Origin of the sequence: Pontibacter liquoris (assembly GCF_022758235.1) — a bacterium.
Lineage (GTDB): Bacteria > Bacteroidota > Bacteroidia > Cytophagales > Hymenobacteraceae > Pontibacter > Pontibacter liquoris.
This window is the reverse complement of sequence record NZ_JALEBG010000002.1, coordinates 126,591-141,987: the sequence shown is the minus strand read 5'-3', so window position 1 is coordinate 141,987 and position 15,397 is coordinate 126,591. Positions and strand designations below refer to the sequence as shown.

Genomic DNA, 15,397 nt, shown 5'->3' with positions numbered 1-15,397 from the left:
GTCTTGTGTCTTACGTCTTGATACTTGTGTCTCGAAAACCTACACCAATCCGTTCTTTGCAAGGTACTCGGCAATCTGTACGGCGTTGGTCGCAGCGCCTTTGCGCAGATTATCGGCCACAATCCACATGTTCACGGTGCGGGGCTGGGTTTCGTCCAAGCGTACGCGGCCAACAAATACCTCGTCTTTGCCGTGGGCATCTTTGGGCATCGGGTACATCAGCTTCAGCACGTCGTCCACTACTTTCACGCCTTCTGTTTCCTCAAGGATGCGGTATACTTCGTCCAGCGTAAAGTCTTTTTCAAACTCCACGTTTACTGACTCGGAGTGGCCGCCCATTACCGGAATGCGCACTGCTGTAGCCGTTACCTTGATTGAGTCGTCGCCCATGATCTTTTTGGTTTCCAGGATCATCTTCATCTCCTCTTTAGTGTAGCCGTTCTCCTGGAACACGTCGATGTGCGGCAGCACGTTCAAATCGATCTGGTACGGATACGCCATGTCGCCGGGGCGGCCTGCACGCTCGTTCATCAGCTGGTCTACGGCCGCTTTGCCCGTGCCCGTTACCGACTGGTAGGTGCTCACCACAATACGCTTTATCTTCAGCTCCTGGTGCAGCCTGTTCAGGGCCACCACCATCTGGATGGTAGAGCAGTTCGGGTTGGCAATGATCTTATCGGCTTTGGTCAGTTCTTTGGCGTTTATTTCGGGCACCACCAGCTTTTTGGTCGGGTCCATGCGCCAGGCCGAGGAGTTGTCCACTACCACCGTGCCTACTTCGGCAAACTTCGGAGCCCACTCCGTAGAGGTGCTGCCGCCGGCCGAGAAAATGGCAATTTGCGGGGCAGCCGCAATCGCGTCCTGCATCCCGATAACCTTTATCTGTTTACCCTTAAACGCCATCTGTTTACCAACAGATCTCTCAGAAGCAACCAACATCAACTCTGTTACCGGGAAGTCGCGCTCCGCCAGTACTTTCAAAATTTCGCCGCCTACCAATCCGGTGGCGCCTACTACTGCTACTTTCATTTAGGGTATGTGTTTAATTGTTTAATGGCTGATTGTTAAACTATTGTTTTCAACGCTTCATTTTAATCCGGCTGTTTAGCTAACCGACTAGGCGCCTGTAAAAGTTCTACACCGTTGACAAGCAGTCTATACTTCGCTATTTGGGCAAGTGGTTGCTGCTGAAGGCTTGGTCAGCTCTTTTTGCAGGTACAGGCAAGCGCCAGGCATGCGGATGCAATTTCGAAAGTTTTCAGCAAAATTCAGACTGTCCGATAATTTTTACAAAAGTATAGCGGCTGTTTTGCAGGCAGGCGGTTTCGCCTGAAGCCACCTTAGCCGGGCACCAACCTCTTTCTAGAATGTCCGTAACTGAAAATATTCCTGTTGTGTCCTGAAATTGTTTATATTTCTGAAGTATAAACGGTTGTCCCCCTTTAACTTACTGCATTATGCTCAGATCACTGCCTTTGCTCTTTATACTCCTGTTTGCGGGCTGTATGCTTGCCGGTCCGGAAGCCAGCGCACAGAAGAAAAAGACAAACACCCGCACCGCTGTGCCGCAGGAACAGACGTACGCCGAAAAGCTGGGCTGGAAGAAAGGCGACCGCGTCGTGATCCTGCACATCGACGATGCCGGCATGTCGTATGATTCGAACCTGGGCGCGATCCGGGCATTGGAAGAGGGCGTGGCAAGCTCGGTGAGTGTGATGATGACCTGCCCCTGGGTGCCGGGCTTTGTGCATTACCTGCAGCAGCACCCAACCGTAGATGCCGGGCTGCACCTGACGCTCACCTCCGAGTGGCGCGATTACCGCTGGGGCCGCTGGTGGGCAAGCCCGCCGCTCCCGGCCTGGTAGATCCGGAAGGCGCCCTATGGCCGGAGGTGAGCCAGGTGGTGCAACATGCGTCTGCCGATGAAGTGGAGCAGGAGATCCGGGCACAACTGGACCGGGCCCGCAGCATGGGCTTTCAACCCACGCACCTCGACTCGCACATGGGCACCCTGTTTGCCACCCCGGCATTCCTGGAGCGGTATATCAAAGTAGGAATGGAGGCGCATATTCCGGTAATGTTCCCGGGAGGGCACAACACCTTTCTCAGAGCACAGTTCCGCGAGCAGGCCAAAGCGCAGCTCATGCAGGCCGGTAAGTATACTGAAGGCCAGCAACTGCCCGAGCCCCCGGTGCTGGCACAGACTAAAGCGGTAGGGCAGATGCTCTGGAACGCCGGACTGCCTGTGCTCGACGACCTGCACAACACTTCTTACGACTGGCAACTGCCCGCCGGCACGCCTGTTACACCGGAAAATATGCGCCAAATGAAAACCGCCCGCTACATAGAAGCCCTGCACCAGATGAAACCAGGGCTGACCATGGTCATTATGCACTGCACAGATCCGACGGAGGTATTTGCCAAAATATCAGACTCAGGCCCTAGCCGCCAGGGTGATCTGGAGGCCATGCTGGACCCGGCTCTTCGCGCGGCTTTGCAGCAGGAGGGAATCATACTAACCACTTGGCGGGAGCTGAAAACGCGCCGCGACAAACTGGAAGCCAGCAAGTAAATGCCGGTCGTTTTTCTGGCTTTCCGCATGCTTCTGCCTATGAAACAAGGGTTACTTTTGCTGCTGCTGTTTTTGCCGCTGCTTACACAGGCGCAATGGCAGGAAACGTTTTCAGATGGCAACTTCACGCAAGCTCCCAAGTGGGCAGGTGATAGCAGCAGTTTTAGCGTAAATGCGCTGGGGCAACTACAAAGCAAGGGGCCGGCTGTAACCGGCACTACGCTGCAACTTGCTACGCCGGTGCAAACCGCCGCAGGCACTACGTGGGAGTTCTGGGCTCACCTGCAACTGGCGACTTCCTCCGGGAATTATGCCGATGTTTTCCTGGCAGCCAATGCCGCAGACCTGAAAAGCACTGCCACTAGTGGCTACTTTGTGCGCCTGGGCGGCACATCCGACGAGGTCAGTTTATTCCGGAAAGATGCCGGCAAACGGGCTGTCATGCTCATCGACGGGCAGGACGGCACGATGGCAGGCCAGCCGGTGCGCGTGCGCGTAACCCGAAGTATAACCAATGCCTGGGAACTGGAGCTGGATAGCACCGGCACCGGTCAGCAATATATCAGCCAGGGCACTGCCACCGATGCCACGTACCCCGGCGGCGGCTATTTTGGCGTGTTGCTCACCTATAGTGCAGCCAACAGCCACAACTTTTACTTCGACGATTTCCGCATTACCGATACCCAGCCGCCTGTGCTGCAGGAGTTGCTAACCACAGGTCCGCAGGAATTGACGCTGCGCTTTAACGAGCCGCTGCAGCCTGAACAGGCGCAGCAGGTAACCAGTTATACCTTAAACGGAAGTATAAAACCGGTTTTAGCAGAACTACTGGCTCCCGAGCTTATTCGGCTGGTATTTGCCCAAAGCTTCCCCGCCGGCGACAACCTGCTCCGTATCGCTGACCTGGCAGACCTGCATGGCAACAGCCTGGCGGCCCCGCTCGACGTGCATTTTACAAGTATAGCTGCTGCCGTGCTGCCCGGCTACAACGAGTTGCTCATCACCGAGATCATGGCCGATGAAACGCCGGCTGTGGGGCTGCTGGCACAGGAGTACATCGAGCTCTACAACCCGACTGCTAAGGAGCTCTCAATGAAAGGCGTGCGTTTTTCTGATGCTACCTCCACGGCTACGCTGCCTGATGTGCAGCTCCTGCCCGGAGAGTATGCGGTGGTCGTGCCGAATACGCAGGTGCAGCATTTTACAAGGTATGGCAAGGTGATCGGGATCAGCAACTTCCCGGGCCTCAACAACAGCGGCGAACTGTTGCAGCTGCGCCGGCCCGGCGGCCAACTGATCTATGCAGTAAAGTATGATCCCTCGTGGTACAAAGATCCCGACAAAGCGGAAGGCGGCTGGAGCCTGGAGATGATCGATGTAACCAACCCCTGCGCTGGTACCGTGAACTGGGCTGCCTCGACTGCCGCTGCCGGCGGCACGCCCGCACAGGCCAATGCCGTAGCAGCTTCCAATCCCGATCATATGCCGCCTGCCCTGATTGCAGCAACTGCCACAGCGGCCGACCAGCTGCTCCTTACCTTCAACGAAAAACTGGATAGCTTGCAGGCCGCACGTCTAAGCAACTACCGCATCAGCCCAGGTATAAGTATAACGGGTGTGCAGGTGACGGGGCCGCTTTTTGAGCAGGTTATACTTGCCTTAGCTACGCCGCTGCAGGAAAATCAACTTTATACTATTACGGCAGCAGGTATTGCCGATTGTGCCGGCAACCTTGCCGGCCAGCCCCTGCAGCTTACCTTCGCGTTGCCGGCAGCCCCGGAGCCCGGCGATGTAGTGATCAACGAGGTGCTGTTTAACCCGCGGCCTGGTGGCGTGGATTTTGTGGAACTGGTAAACCGCAGCAGCAAGCACCTGGACCTGCGCAGCTGGCAGCTAGCCAATACGGCCGGCGACAGCGTTGCCAGCGCCAGAACCATCACCACGCAGGGGTTTATACTTGCCCCGGGCCAGTACGTGGTGCTCACCTCAGATCCTGCTAACATCAAAAGCAACTATCCGGCAGCCAAAGCGGAAGCTTTTCTGAAAATGACTACCCTGCCCGCCTTACCCGACGAGGAGGGAACAGTGGTGTTGCTGCAACCCGATGGCGGCACCGCTGACCGTTTTAGCTATACCGAAAAAATGCATTTTGCCTTAATCCATGATGTGAACGGGGTTTCGCTGGAGCGGGTGCGGCTAGACGGGCCAAGTATCAGCAGTAATTTTCATTCGGCGGCTACCACGGTGCTGGCCACGCCCGGCTATCGCAATTCGCAAACGCAGGGCCAGGTGCAGGCAAAACAGGTATTTGCCATCGCGCCCGACGTTTTCTCGCCCGACGAGGATGGCTTCGAGGATTTTACCACCATCAACTACCGCACCGGCCAACCCGGCCTGCTTGTGAATATTACGGTTTTTGATGCACAGGGCCGGGAGATCCGGAAACTGGTGCGCAATGAGCTGCTGGCTGCCGAAGGCTTTTTTCAATGGGATGGCCTGCGCCAGGATGGAACCAAAGCAAGTATAGGTGCTTATCTTTTCTACATAGAGCTGAGCGGGCTGAACGGCGAGAAGCAGGTATACAAAGAAAAAGTGGTGGTAGGCGGCCTGTTATGACCACTTACCACCACCTGCTTTGCTTATAGCGAACTTACTATTGCTTGCTGCTGAAGGATTTGAGCCACGGCACCACCGACTGCATCATGGGCTTGTAAGCGCTTTCGTGCGTGCCATCCTCTACCGGAATAAATTCTGTTTTCTTGGCACCCTGAGCCACAAAGCGCTGGTACGTCTCTTTTGAGTTCTGGAACGGGATGATGATATCGTTTGTGCCGTGATAAAGGCGCGTAGGGCTTTGCGGCGTCCACTCCGGGAAGCTGTTCACGTAAAGTGCCCGCTTGAGGCGCAGCTCCTGGCTATTATCCTGCAATGCGGCGTAAAACGTAGGCGAAAGTAGCTTGCGGATATCCTGCGGCAGTTTCTCGTTGATAGCCATCCCTGTGTTTACGCCGTTAAAAAGCTTGGGCAGCTCCGAGGCATAAGGGTTCTGGAACATGTCGGTTAACGGCCTGTGCCAGGTATAGGTGTAGTTGTAAGCTTGCAGCAGATAGGCAATAGACACGGGGAAGTAGTAAGGCACACCCGAGGTAACCATACCCACCAGGCCTAGCACGTCATAGCCGCCGGCACCTGCCGCCGAAGCCGTTACTTTCAGCCCGTGTACGGCATTGGTTTCGATCTCCTGCTGCGCGGCCAGCGTTACGTAGCCGCCTTCCGAGTAACCCGTCAGAAACAGTTTATCGTTCAGGGCTACGTCTTTTTCCTTGCACAATAGTTTTGCCGCTTTGATCATATCGATCACCGCCAGGGCAGAGTGCCTTTGGTCGAAGTAAGGGTGGAAGATCTGCTTGGACTCCCCAAACCCGATGTAATCAGGGATCAGCGTTACGTAACCGGCCGATGCCAGCAGCTGCTGGTCCGACAGGCGCTCATAATGGCTCGGAGCCTCCTGTTCCGCGAAAATGGTGCCGTGCTGCATACTAAGTATAGGCGCCGGCGTGCTCATGCCCTTGGGCACACATACCAGCCCGGAAGCCTGAATGGCTTTGCCCTGGTAGGTCGTCGTATATACGAGCTTGTAAATGTCGACGTCATACTTTACCTCATTGCGGTATAGCGCATTGTCCTGCGTAGTAGCAGCCTGCAGTTCAGGCAGCGAGGCACTGGCCAGCAGGGTGGAGGAGACATAAAGGTTCTTTTCTGCTTCCGGCGTCCATTCGTCCGAATCAGGCCCCGGGTCGTTTTTCTGGCAGGCTGAGCCGGCCACCGTAAGCAAGGAAATCAAGCTGTATAATAAGAAACGTTTTATCACAATGTTTAGATATTGATTAGAGTTATACCTTGTTTGAGTTGATCAGTAACGCCTAAAGGCAACTGTCAGGCTATCAGCAGGATACAGGCATGCTGTAAGCTGTGCTTTTTCAGCTCCTTTATACTAGGCACTTTTACGTGCAAAGTTTTATTTTAGATAGTAAAGCCATTATCTTGCGCCACTTTTCCCCTGACAAACGGCTTAACAGGATTTTAATTTTAAAGTTACATTTGGGTGCAGGAAATTATTTACCTCTGTCTTTTCGCATTTCTGGCAGGCTTTATTGATTCGGTGGTAGGCGGAGGCGGCCTGATCCAGTTGCCGGCCCTGTTTGTTTTCCTGCCGGGCGTGCCGGTGGCCTCCATTTTTGGCACAGGCAAGCTGGCTTCTATTGCCGGCACCACCTCGGCCATGGTGCGTTACGTGCGCAGCGTTAAAATCAATTACCTGGCTATACTTCCGGCGGCGGGGGCGGCCTTTGTGTTTTCTTTTCTGGGGGCCAGGGCGGTAGCCCACATCGATGCCAACCTGCTGAAACCGCTCATCTTTGTGCTGCTGGTGCTGGTGGCGGTGTATACGTTTATCCGGAAAGATTTTGGCTCTCTGCACGCCCCCCGGCTCACGCCCGCCAAAGAAACGCTCTACGGCATCGGGCTGGGTATGGCTATCGGGTTTTACGACGGCTTTTTCGGCCCTGGTACCGGCAGCTTCCTGATCTTCATTTTTATCGGCCTCTACGGGTTCAACTTCCTGGCTGCTTCGGCGGCGGCCAAAGTCGTGAACGTGGCCACCAACCTGTCGGCGCTGCTATACTTCGGTTACAAAGGATTTATTATCTATGAAGTTGCCATCCCGATGGCCATCAGCAGCGTAATCGGCTCCCAGCTGGGCACGCGTACAGCCCTGAAGCGCGGCACCGGCTTTGTGCGGGTGCTGTTTCTGGTTGTGGTAAGCGGCATCATCTGCAAATTTGCCTACGATACCTATGGCACCGGCGGCAGCGACTTTTCGAAGCTGGCCGCTTCGGTGCAAAGCTGGTTCGGGCACAAAGGGTAGTATAAAGTATGGGAAATGCTTTAGAACGCATGTTTCTATACTTTATGCGGCAGCTTAAAACCCTTTTATCCAGGGCACCAGCGACTGCAGCATAGGCACCAGCGACGAGCCATGTGTACCTTTTTCCAGAGGGATAAACTCCAGATGCCGGGCTCCCTGGGCAATAAAGCGGGTATAGGTCTGCTTTGAGTTCTCAAAGGGAATGATCTCATCGGCGGTGCCATGGTAAAGGCGTGTCGGGCTTTGTGGCACCCAATCCTGAAAGCTGTTGGCCTGCAACGCCTGCTTTAGCGGCAGCTCTCCGGAAGGGCTCTGCAGCGCCTCAAAGAAGGCGGGCGCGAAAAGCTGGTGCGGATCAGTGGTCAGTTGCCGGTTGATAGCGCTTCCGCCGTTGGTGCCGTTAAAAAGGGTAGGTAATTTTTGAGCATAAGCAGCCTGAAAGAAGTCCGTTAAAGGCCTGTTCCAGTTGTAAGTATAGTCGTAGGCCTGCAGCACATAGGCCAGGTACGCCGGGTAAGGGTAAGGCTTGCCCGAGGCTACGCCGCTCAGCATGGCCGTCAGGTCGTAGCCGCCTGCTCCGGCCGCAACCGCCGTTAGTTTTAGCCCGTGCTCCGGGTGCGTTTCAATCTCTTTTTGTGCTGCCAGCGTTACATAGCCACCCTCGGAATACCCCACCAGAAACAGTTTATCGCTTATCGCTACGTTTTGTTGGCGGCAGAACGACTCGCCTGCTTTGATCATATCGACCACAGCCAGGGCCGAGTGCTGCTGGTCGTAGTACGGGTGGAAGATCTGTTTTGACGCGCCAAAACCGATATAATCCGGGATCAGGGTAACGTAGCCGGCAGCGGCGAAGAGCTCGAAGCCGGAGAGATCGGTAAAGTTTGTCGGGGCATCGCGCTGCGTAAAGATAGTGCCATGCTGCGCACTTAGCACAGGCGCCGGCGTGGGCATGCCCTGAGGCACACAAACCAGCCCTGAGGCTTTGATCTCTTTGCCCTGGTAGGTGGTATAGTAGATGATCTTGTATACTGCCACATCATACCGGATGTCGTTACTATAGGCTGCGTAGCCATCGGAAGAAGCAAGGGCGCGCAGCATACTTTGGGGCACACTGGCAAGCAGCTCCGACGAAACCAGGTACTCTTTGGCAGGTGCTTCTGCGGCGGCTACCGGGGCAATGGCTTCTGACTGGCAGCCCGAGCCGGACAAAACAAACATCAGAAGCAGGGTATAAAGAAACAGGTTTTTTAGCACGGGTATACTCAGTTTGGTCATGCTAGACTTCAACAGTAAACGCCCCTTGGAAGTGCCCGGAAAAGGCGACTCTGACCGGATTTTACCTGCAGGCCCATGCTTTGGCGCGCCGGGAGTTGATTGTAGCGGTTTTGAGTTGCTTGATTTTAGCCTGTAGCAATCAACAAAAACCCCGTACCTTTGCAGCCGGCTTTTGCCGTACGTATAAGCAAGGCCACCCTAAACACCAGCAGCACCATGAAGTTCGACGATTACCGCATCTCTGACGAAATAAAGAAAAGCCTGAGCAAGCTCGGTTTCACCAAGCCCACTGATATCCAGTTTAAAGCCATTCCTGCCATCATGAAAGGGGAGGATGTGCTGGCTATTGCCCAGACAGGCACGGGCAAAACGGCCGCCTTCGCCATTCCGGTGCTCGACATTTTACAGCTTCGCAAAAACCGCCACCGCGAGGATGGCATTAAGTGCGTGGTGATGGTGCCCACCCGCGAGCTGGCGTTGCAGATTACGGAGGTGTTTAACCAGATAGGCCGCCATACCCGCGTGGAGACCTTCTGCGTGTTTGGAGGTGTGGAGCAGGGGCCGCAGATTGCCAAGCTGGAGAAAGGCATTGATGTGCTGGTAGCTACGCCCGGCCGCCTGTTCGACCTGGTGAGCCAGGGCCACATCCGGCTGGAGCGCGTGGAGATACTCGTGCTCGACGAGGCCGACCATATGCTGGACCTGGGCTTTATACATGACATCCGCCAGCTGATCACGCGCTTGCCGCGCCAGCGCCAGACGCTGTTCTTTTCGGCTACCATCAACGAAACGATCAAAGAGCTCGCTTACTCGCTAGTAAACAAGCCGGTGCGCATCCAGATCTCGCCCAAAGACCCTGTGGCCAAAAACGTTGACCACTCGGTGATGTATGTGGGCATGGACGACAAGCGCTTTTTCCTGGAGCGCGTGGTAAAAGAGAATCCGGATAAAAAGATACTTGTGTTTGTGCGCACCAAAGTACGCGCCGAGCGGGTGCAGAAAGCCATGGAACGCGTGGGCATCGAGAGCATCACCATCCACGGCGACAAAGATCAGAAAGCCCGCAACGAGGCCATGAAAAAGTTCAGGAGCGGCGAGGTGAAGCTGATGGTTGCCACCGATGTGAGCGCCCGCGGCATCGACATACCCGGTGTGGAATACGTGGTGAATTACGACCTGCCGGAGCAGCCCGAAAATTACGTGCACCGCGTTGGCCGTACGGGCCGCGGCAAGGAAAAAGGCATTGCCGTAAGCTTCTGTGCGCCCGAAGAAAAACCCATCCTCGACGAGATCCAGACCTATCTGACCAAAGACATCAAGGTGCTGCAGGTAGATAAAGACGACTACGAAGCAACCATAGATTTTAGTGCCGATGCCACCTACGACTGGCGTGCGCTAATGAAAGAAGCCGAAGAAAACGACGAGAAGCTGAAAGCGGCCAAAGCCAAAAAAGCAAAGGCCAAGGCCAAGAAAAAGAAGTAGCCGGTTTATACTTGTGTTAGCGCAAGTATAACGCTCTTCGGGATTTATAATCCCGAAGCACTGCTGTAAGGATTTGCTATCCGCTTTCTGTGATTGGGTTTAGAAATGGCAGAAAATAAGTATAGAATCGGATTGCAAACCCTTATACTAATGTTGCTTTCAGATTATAAATCCGAAAGAACGGGCAGCTGCAAGTATAGGAGAAGTAAGGGCCTACAGGAGCGGAAGATAAGCTGCTTGCTTATACTTTATCAGTTGCTTTCACATCCTCCAGCAACCGCTCCATCCAGAAGATAAGAAACAAGGCCACCAAATTGATGCCGATAAACTTCTGGCCCGTGTCGGTGCCGAGCATGAACTGGAACGAAGAAAGCGCCAGCCGGAACTTAAAGGTCCAGGAACCCACCATATCGAAACCCAGGCCAATGCGCAGGCCCGCGACATACTGAAAGCCATAACTCCCGAACGTGAAATAAATCACCTGCAGCACCTGGTTGGCAAGCGAGAAGGCAAGCCCGCGCTGTGGATTACGCCAGAGCATGCGCCCGCAAAGGATGGATACGATGTATAAGGTTGCCGCAAAGAGCGAAATACGCAGTACCTGAGGCGTGACCTCCAGCTCGCCGTGGAAAAGTACCCACAAGGTAAAGGCAATGCCCAGCAGCCCGCCCACAATCTGGTAAATGCTTAGTGCCCGTAGCTGGTTTTTCGTTTTGTTCTCCAAGATAAGTATGAATTAAGCCCCACCTTTTGCCAGGGCGGCAGCTGGTAAGTACGTCGCAAAGATACATAAAATAGGCTGCGGCTGCTATGGCCTGGCTACCGGGCGTCCATACTTCAGCTAAAGATTAGCGGTGCAAAACAATATAAGTAGCTGCGGCTACAGTGAACTTCCTGCCTGCAATGACTTAATAGTGAGTTGATAAGTTATAATTAAATGCAATATACTGATTTTCAATCATTTGTATAATATTGATGTTCTGTTTTTTGGTCTCAAAATTATACTATAAAAGCCGGTGCTTATGGCAGTCCTGTCCTGAATAAAATTCGTATAACATAGTATAAACGGTACAATATTAACAAGAACAGGTGCTGTATAAAGCGCCCGCAAGACAAGAAAGGAGTATGTAATGAGATCAAGAAGAAGCGGTAGAAACCATCTGCGGGATATTTTCTTCAACACCGGAGATGAACATGAAAAGACAGTAAACGAAAGCTTTGATTATTCCAGAGAGTTCATCGATGTAGTGAACCAGGAGATGCTGGATGATGAGCGGGTGGAGCGAAAGCATAAGCAGGAAGAGACGCTGCGAAATGAAATAACTTATCCCAGTTGCCTCCTTTCCGAAAAACCTATTCCAGGAAAATTATAGCGGAGTGATGGCTGGTCGATCTGTCCGTATGGCGGCCAGCTTTTACACCATAGATCTTATATGTTTTGAATGGTAGCGTTCCCTGGTAAGAGTTCCGGGGAGCTTTTTACAAAACAAAGCCGTTTACTGCACCTCCAGCCTGGTTTGCACAAACCCGTTCTGGTAACTGCGGCTGTGGTGCAGGTGTAGCTTTGTTTCCTGCGCGCCGATGGCAAACAGCGGAATGCCCTGCCCAAGTATAACCGGAATAGTGGTGATGATGACCTCGTTGATAAGTCCTGCATTTAGGAGTACCGTATTGAGCTCGCTGCCGCCAATCAGCCAGATGTCTTTGCCCGGAAGCTGCTGGAGCTGCCTGGTAAAGGTAGCCGGGTCTTCGTGCACGAAATGCGCCTGGGCTGTGTCGGGGTGAGCGGAACGGCTGAAAACGTAGTTGGTCTTGTCAGAATACGGAAAAGGCGCATCAAAGCCGAGCACTTGTTTGTAGGTGGTGTGGCCCATCAGCGTTGTGTCAATGGACTGCATAAAAGCGCTGTAGCCAAAATCAACTCCCTCTAAAGCATAGGCGGCATCTTCCAGCCAGTCGATGCTACCATCGGGGCGGGCAATGTAGCCGTCCTGGCTGGCGGCAATGTAAAGTATAACTCTTCGCATAAGTATAAATTATAGCACGCCACGGTGCAAAGCAGTAGCAACAGGTCTAAGGGCCGGGCGATCTGGCATCCCTAAAAAACAGCTTGGTGAGTTTATAAAACAGGTCGCGGTTGTTGGCAACCACCCGGTAGGCGAATTCAAATAACCTGTTGGCCAGCGGCACCTGGTAGTAAGCCCGGTTCCAGCCATGCTGCCCTCCCATAGCCAGTAGCTCAAACACCGCGGCCGCTGCGTGCAGCTTTCTGCCGTCTGCCGTGATCAGCCACACCGAGCGCCGGAACTGTTCGCGGCTGATGTCGTGAAAGCCATCCGGCACCGACTGGAAGGGCACATACTGTACCTTGTCTTTGGTGCGATGCTGCCACCGTCGCACCCAGTATTTGCAGAAACTGCAGTCGCCATCATAAATTAACATGGGAGGTTGAAACATGGCAGAAAGTATGATGGAACGCTACTGTGCTGTTTGATAAATGGTTATGTATGGCATTGGCAGAGCTGCTATTCTTTATGAAGGCGTTTCTTTCTTCGCTTTCCGCAGGGCTTTAATATAGGCCAGCAGGTTATCCAGTTGCTCGTCCGAGATAACAGTTTCCTTGAACGCAGGCATGGCGCCAAGGCCGTGCCGCACCTGAAAGCGAATGGCAACCCCGGGTGCCGGCTTGTTGTTGAGCGCTGGTGCCAGACCCGCTTCGCCACCGGGGTGGCACTTGTGGCAGTACGTATCAAAAACGATGGCACCCTTTGCTATGGCAGGCTCTGATGTGGAGACAGGTGCATAAAGCGGGGTGCCGCGCCGGGCAGTGCCGCACGCTGCCAGCAGCAGTATAAAACATGGCAGTAACAGGAGGCTGGTTAATTTCATCGCTTCTGTTTTTATTTCTCTGTGCGCATTATTTTCCAGATCACGCCTGTTTTTTGCTGCGGCTCCGATTTCTTCTCCGTCACTTTCATCACACCAAAATCCACGATATACAGGCTTTGCCCGTCAGGAGAGAACCTGGCAGCCACAGGGCGCTCCAGTCCGCCTGTTCCAAGCTTGGAGGCCGGGCCATTTTCTTTGCCCTTGTTCACAGCAAAGTCCGTGATCTCGCCTGTATGCACATCCACCCGCACAACCTTAAAGCCAACAGGACCCAGTACTTTACCCACCTGGGGAGCCATGTCGCCGAACTGTGCTACAAAGGCCTGCCCTGGAAATCCAAAAGAGGCGTTTGTTGAAAAGTCGAGGCCATTGGAGGAGGAGTGCACCCCGAAGGTTGCAGCCGGTTTGGGTGGTTGGTTCGGGTGCGCCTGTAATAGCGGCGCCGGTGCTTCTTTGCCCGGTGGCTTAAACTTTTCCCCGTCGAAGGCAAGGCCTCCTGAAAAGTCGGGCCAGCCATACCACGTATTTTGCTGCACCGCCCACAGGTAATCGCCAACACCCCACACCGGGCGGCTACCCCGGACGTCGTAGCCATTATCATTTACATACAACTGGCCGGCAGGTGAGAAGGCCAGTCCGAAGGGGTTGCGGAAGCCCCAGGCAACCAGTTCCAGCGGGCCGCCCTCCGGCGAGAGACGCAGCACTGCCCCGGAGCAGGGAAGGCTGCCCTGGATGGTCTGGCCCTGGGTGGCAGCCGTGCCGTAAGGCAAATAGGCGCCGGTGGTTTGCTGCCCCTCTGTGCCTGCTAATGGGATCTGGCTGGTATAGTTGCGGCCCGTGAGGGTAACATCCTGGCACGGGATATCATGAAAGTCCGGGTGCCGTTTGAGCCAGCCATAGTCATAGTTGTCGGGGCCTACTATGCCGGAATTGGTGGCCGTGCCCAGGCCAAAGTATAACATGCCATCTGGCCCTACCACAGGGCCGTTTGTGTGGTGGTCGCCCAGGGTGGGTAGGTTTTCGGCCAGCGCCGTGATATTGCCCTGAGGAGTGATGCGCAGGATCTTGCCGCCCTGCATCTGTCCGCCTTCAGCTACATAAAAGTTGCCGTTATAAAAGGTGATGCCCGTCCAGGGGCCGTTTTTGGTGCCGGTGGCGATGGTGGTCAGGCGGCCATCAGGTTCGATGCGGAGCAACTTTGGCGTGAGGAAAACCTCGCCATAGGCGTACCCGGCTTCGATAACGTATGGTTGGCCCTGCGCATCAAACGTTATACTTGTCGGGAAGGTCAGGTCCGTGGCCACTGCGGTTGCTTTATAGCCGGCGGGCAGGCTGATGGCTTCCGGAGAAACGGGGCGTGCGCCGATGCGAACATGGCCCTGGCCGCCACCCGAAGAGGGCGTCAGGCGGTAACAGCTACCAAGCCCCAGCAGGAGCAGCAGGGGTAATATTCTCTTTTGCAGACGTATAGTTTTTGAAAGTAAATAATTTGTCATACATTATGTGGCAATAATCTCATTACGGGAGAGGGATCATTAAGTTAAAACCGGCAACGATGGGTTTCTGGCAACAGGCTAGGGTATGGCGAAAACGCGGCGCGCCGCTTACGGAGGCGGTGCTATGGATGGCAGGGCTTGGCGCGCTGGCATGCATGGACCCAGATGGCGCGCATTTGTTCAGTTTTTGCCCGTGGAGTTGGTTCGGTTTTAATTTCTGCCCGGGCTGCGGCCTGGGCCACGCAATCAGTTTTTTGCTACATGGCCAGTGGCAGGCTTCGTGGCAGGCGCACCCGCTGGGCGGGCCGGCACTGGTGCTGCTCGTGGGGCGAAGTATAAAACTGGTGCGCTGGCATTTCTCCTATCTCAAACAAGTAAACCAACCTTATAGCCATGGCTAATATTCTACATTTTATGCCCGATCTGGAGCACGATGAAATGGCGTACGTGCAGACGCTGGTACGCGACATGCCCGATTCGGAAGCGCAGCAGTTTGCCAACATTTATAGGGCCCGTCGCAAGGAGCCGCAACTGGTGCTCATTACCGCCATCATTGGCTTTTTTGGTGTGGCGGGCATTCACCGCTTTTTGCTGGGGCAGATTGGCATGGGGTTGCTTTACTTCTTCACCGGCGGCATTTGCCTCATCGGCACCGTCATCGACATCATCAACCACAAGCGCCTGGCTTTTGAGTATAATGTGAAAGTGGCCCAGCAGGTGCTCGGCATGATGCAGGGTTTCGGAAGGCCGTAG

General features: G+C 54.3%; 16 protein-coding genes. 8 read left to right on the top strand and 8 right to left on the bottom strand.

The features are described 5' to 3' along the window. Window positions 1–39: 39 nt before the first annotated feature. Window positions 40–1,029 (bottom strand): aspartate-semialdehyde dehydrogenase, encoded by a 990-nt coding sequence (locus LWL52_RS13935; RefSeq protein WP_242920929.1) that lies wholly within the window; start codon window positions 1,027–1,029, stop codon window positions 40–42. 428 nt (window positions 1,030–1,457) lie between these two features. On the opposite strand from LWL52_RS13935, the gene LWL52_RS20680 reads away from it, so the two are divergent. The 3 genes from LWL52_RS20680 to LWL52_RS13925 are packed head-to-tail and all read left to right on the top strand — an operon-like array spanning window position 1,458 to window position 5,188. Next, window positions 1,458–1,865, top strand: coding sequence for a ChbG/HpnK family deacetylase (locus LWL52_RS20680; protein ID WP_367615715.1), 408 nt, complete (start codon window positions 1,458–1,460; stop codon window positions 1,863–1,865). Next, window positions 1,808–2,572: a ChbG/HpnK family deacetylase gene (locus LWL52_RS13930; protein ID WP_367615714.1), complete on the top strand. Its 765-nt coding sequence runs from the start codon at window positions 1,808–1,810 to the stop codon at window positions 2,570–2,572. Before LWL52_RS20680 ends, LWL52_RS13930 begins: the two co-directional genes overlap by 58 nt. Window positions 2,573–2,611: 39 nt before the next feature. After that, window positions 2,612–5,188: a lamin tail domain-containing protein gene (locus tag LWL52_RS13925; protein WP_242920928.1), complete on the top strand. Its 2,577-nt coding sequence runs from the start codon at window positions 2,612–2,614 to the stop codon at window positions 5,186–5,188. 37 nt (window positions 5,189–5,225) lie between these two features. Here the strand turns inward: LWL52_RS13925 and LWL52_RS13920 are convergent, their stop codons facing one another. Then, window positions 5,226–6,416, bottom strand: a complete 1,191-nt coding sequence (locus LWL52_RS13920) for an alpha/beta hydrolase family protein (protein WP_242920927.1) — start codon at window positions 6,414–6,416, stop codon at window positions 5,226–5,228. A gap of 261 nt (window positions 6,417–6,677) precedes the next feature. Here LWL52_RS13920 and LWL52_RS13915 point away from each other — a divergent pair, with 261 nt between their 5' ends. Continuing rightward, on the top strand, window positions 6,678–7,499 hold the full coding sequence (locus LWL52_RS13915; RefSeq protein ID WP_242920925.1) for a sulfite exporter TauE/SafE family protein: 822 nt from the start codon (window positions 6,678–6,680) through the stop codon (window positions 7,497–7,499). Between the two features lie 54 nt (window positions 7,500–7,553). Here the strand turns inward: LWL52_RS13915 and LWL52_RS13910 are convergent, their stop codons facing one another. Then, on the bottom strand, window positions 7,554–8,756 hold the full coding sequence (locus tag LWL52_RS13910; protein ID WP_242920923.1) for an alpha/beta fold hydrolase: 1,203 nt from the start codon (window positions 8,754–8,756) through the stop codon (window positions 7,554–7,556). A gap of 237 nt (window positions 8,757–8,993) precedes the next feature. On the opposite strand from LWL52_RS13910, the gene LWL52_RS13905 reads away from it, so the two are divergent. Further along, window positions 8,994–10,259 carry a DEAD/DEAH box helicase gene (locus tag LWL52_RS13905; protein ID WP_242920921.1) on the top strand — a complete coding sequence of 422 codons (1,266 nt, stop codon included), beginning with the start codon at window positions 8,994–8,996 and terminating at the stop codon, window positions 10,257–10,259. A gap of 241 nt (window positions 10,260–10,500) precedes the next feature. Here LWL52_RS13905 and LWL52_RS13900 read toward each other — a convergent pair whose 3' ends face one another. Continuing rightward, on the bottom strand, window positions 10,501–10,983 hold the full coding sequence (locus LWL52_RS13900; protein WP_242920919.1) for a hypothetical protein: 483 nt from the start codon (window positions 10,981–10,983) through the stop codon (window positions 10,501–10,503). Between the two features lie 406 nt (window positions 10,984–11,389). Between LWL52_RS13900 and LWL52_RS13895 the strand changes: the two genes are divergently transcribed. Then, window positions 11,390–11,632, top strand: a complete 243-nt coding sequence (locus tag LWL52_RS13895) for a hypothetical protein (protein ID WP_242920917.1) — start codon at window positions 11,390–11,392, stop codon at window positions 11,630–11,632. A 123-nt stretch (window positions 11,633–11,755) separates the two neighbouring features. Here the strand turns inward: LWL52_RS13895 and LWL52_RS13890 are convergent, their stop codons facing one another. The 4 genes from LWL52_RS13890 to LWL52_RS13875 form a co-directional block, all read right to left on the bottom strand. Then, window positions 11,756–12,286 carry a dihydrofolate reductase family protein gene (locus tag LWL52_RS13890; RefSeq protein ID WP_242920915.1) on the bottom strand — a complete coding sequence of 177 codons (531 nt, stop codon included), beginning with the start codon at window positions 12,284–12,286 and terminating at the stop codon, window positions 11,756–11,758. A 46-nt stretch (window positions 12,287–12,332) separates the two neighbouring features. Continuing rightward, window positions 12,333–12,701: a thiol-disulfide oxidoreductase DCC family protein gene (locus LWL52_RS13885; RefSeq protein WP_242920913.1), complete on the bottom strand. Its 369-nt coding sequence runs from the start codon at window positions 12,699–12,701 to the stop codon at window positions 12,333–12,335. A gap of 90 nt (window positions 12,702–12,791) precedes the next feature. Then, window positions 12,792–13,148 carry a c-type cytochrome gene (locus LWL52_RS13880; RefSeq protein ID WP_242920911.1) on the bottom strand — a complete coding sequence of 119 codons (357 nt, stop codon included), beginning with the start codon at window positions 13,146–13,148 and terminating at the stop codon, window positions 12,792–12,794. A gap of 11 nt (window positions 13,149–13,159) precedes the next feature. Further along, window positions 13,160–14,644, bottom strand: a complete 1,485-nt coding sequence (locus LWL52_RS13875; RefSeq protein ID WP_242920909.1) for a PQQ-dependent sugar dehydrogenase — start codon at window positions 14,642–14,644, stop codon at window positions 13,160–13,162. Between the two features lie 59 nt (window positions 14,645–14,703). Between LWL52_RS13875 and LWL52_RS13870 the strand changes: the two genes are divergently transcribed. Both LWL52_RS13870 and LWL52_RS13865 read left to right on the top strand, forming a co-directional pair. Then, on the top strand, window positions 14,704–15,045 hold the full coding sequence (locus LWL52_RS13870; protein ID WP_242920907.1) for a DUF2752 domain-containing protein: 342 nt from the start codon (window positions 14,704–14,706) through the stop codon (window positions 15,043–15,045). Beyond that, on the top strand, window positions 15,038–15,397 hold the full coding sequence (locus tag LWL52_RS13865; RefSeq protein ID WP_242920905.1) for a TM2 domain-containing protein: 360 nt from the start codon (window positions 15,038–15,040) through the stop codon (window positions 15,395–15,397). The genes LWL52_RS13870 and LWL52_RS13865 overlap by 8 nt, the downstream gene beginning before the upstream one ends.

What these genes read in the sequence shown, in the direction of transcription:
- LWL52_RS13935 (WP_242920929.1), bottom strand. Translation starts at nt 1,029, where the DNA reads ATGAAAGTAGCAGTAGTAGGCGCCACCGGATTGGTAGGCGGCGAAATT.
- LWL52_RS20680 (WP_367615715.1), top strand. Translation starts at nt 1,458, where the DNA reads ATGCTCAGATCACTGCCTTTGCTCTTTATACTCCTGTTTGCGGGCTGT.
- LWL52_RS13925 (WP_242920928.1), top strand. Translation starts at nt 2,612, where the DNA reads ATGAAACAAGGGTTACTTTTGCTGCTGCTGTTTTTGCCGCTGCTTACA.
- LWL52_RS13905 (WP_242920921.1), top strand. Translation starts at nt 8,994, where the DNA reads ATGAAGTTCGACGATTACCGCATCTCTGACGAAATAAAGAAAAGCCTG.
- LWL52_RS13895 (WP_242920917.1), top strand. Translation starts at nt 11,390, where the DNA reads ATGAGATCAAGAAGAAGCGGTAGAAACCATCTGCGGGATATTTTCTTC.
- LWL52_RS13890 (WP_242920915.1), bottom strand. Translation starts at nt 12,286, where the DNA reads ATGCGAAGAGTTATACTTTACATTGCCGCCAGCCAGGACGGCTACATT.
- LWL52_RS13885 (WP_242920913.1), bottom strand. Translation starts at nt 12,701, where the DNA reads ATGTTAATTTATGATGGCGACTGCAGTTTCTGCAAATACTGGGTGCGA.
- LWL52_RS13880 (WP_242920911.1), bottom strand. Translation starts at nt 13,148, where the DNA reads ATGAAATTAACCAGCCTCCTGTTACTGCCATGTTTTATACTGCTGCTG.
- LWL52_RS13875 (WP_242920909.1), bottom strand. Translation starts at nt 14,644, where the DNA reads ATGACAAATTATTTACTTTCAAAAACTATACGTCTGCAAAAGAGAATA.
- LWL52_RS13870 (WP_242920907.1), top strand. Translation starts at nt 14,704, where the DNA reads ATGGGTTTCTGGCAACAGGCTAGGGTATGGCGAAAACGCGGCGCGCCG.
- LWL52_RS13865 (WP_242920905.1), top strand. Translation starts at nt 15,038, where the DNA reads ATGGCTAATATTCTACATTTTATGCCCGATCTGGAGCACGATGAAATG.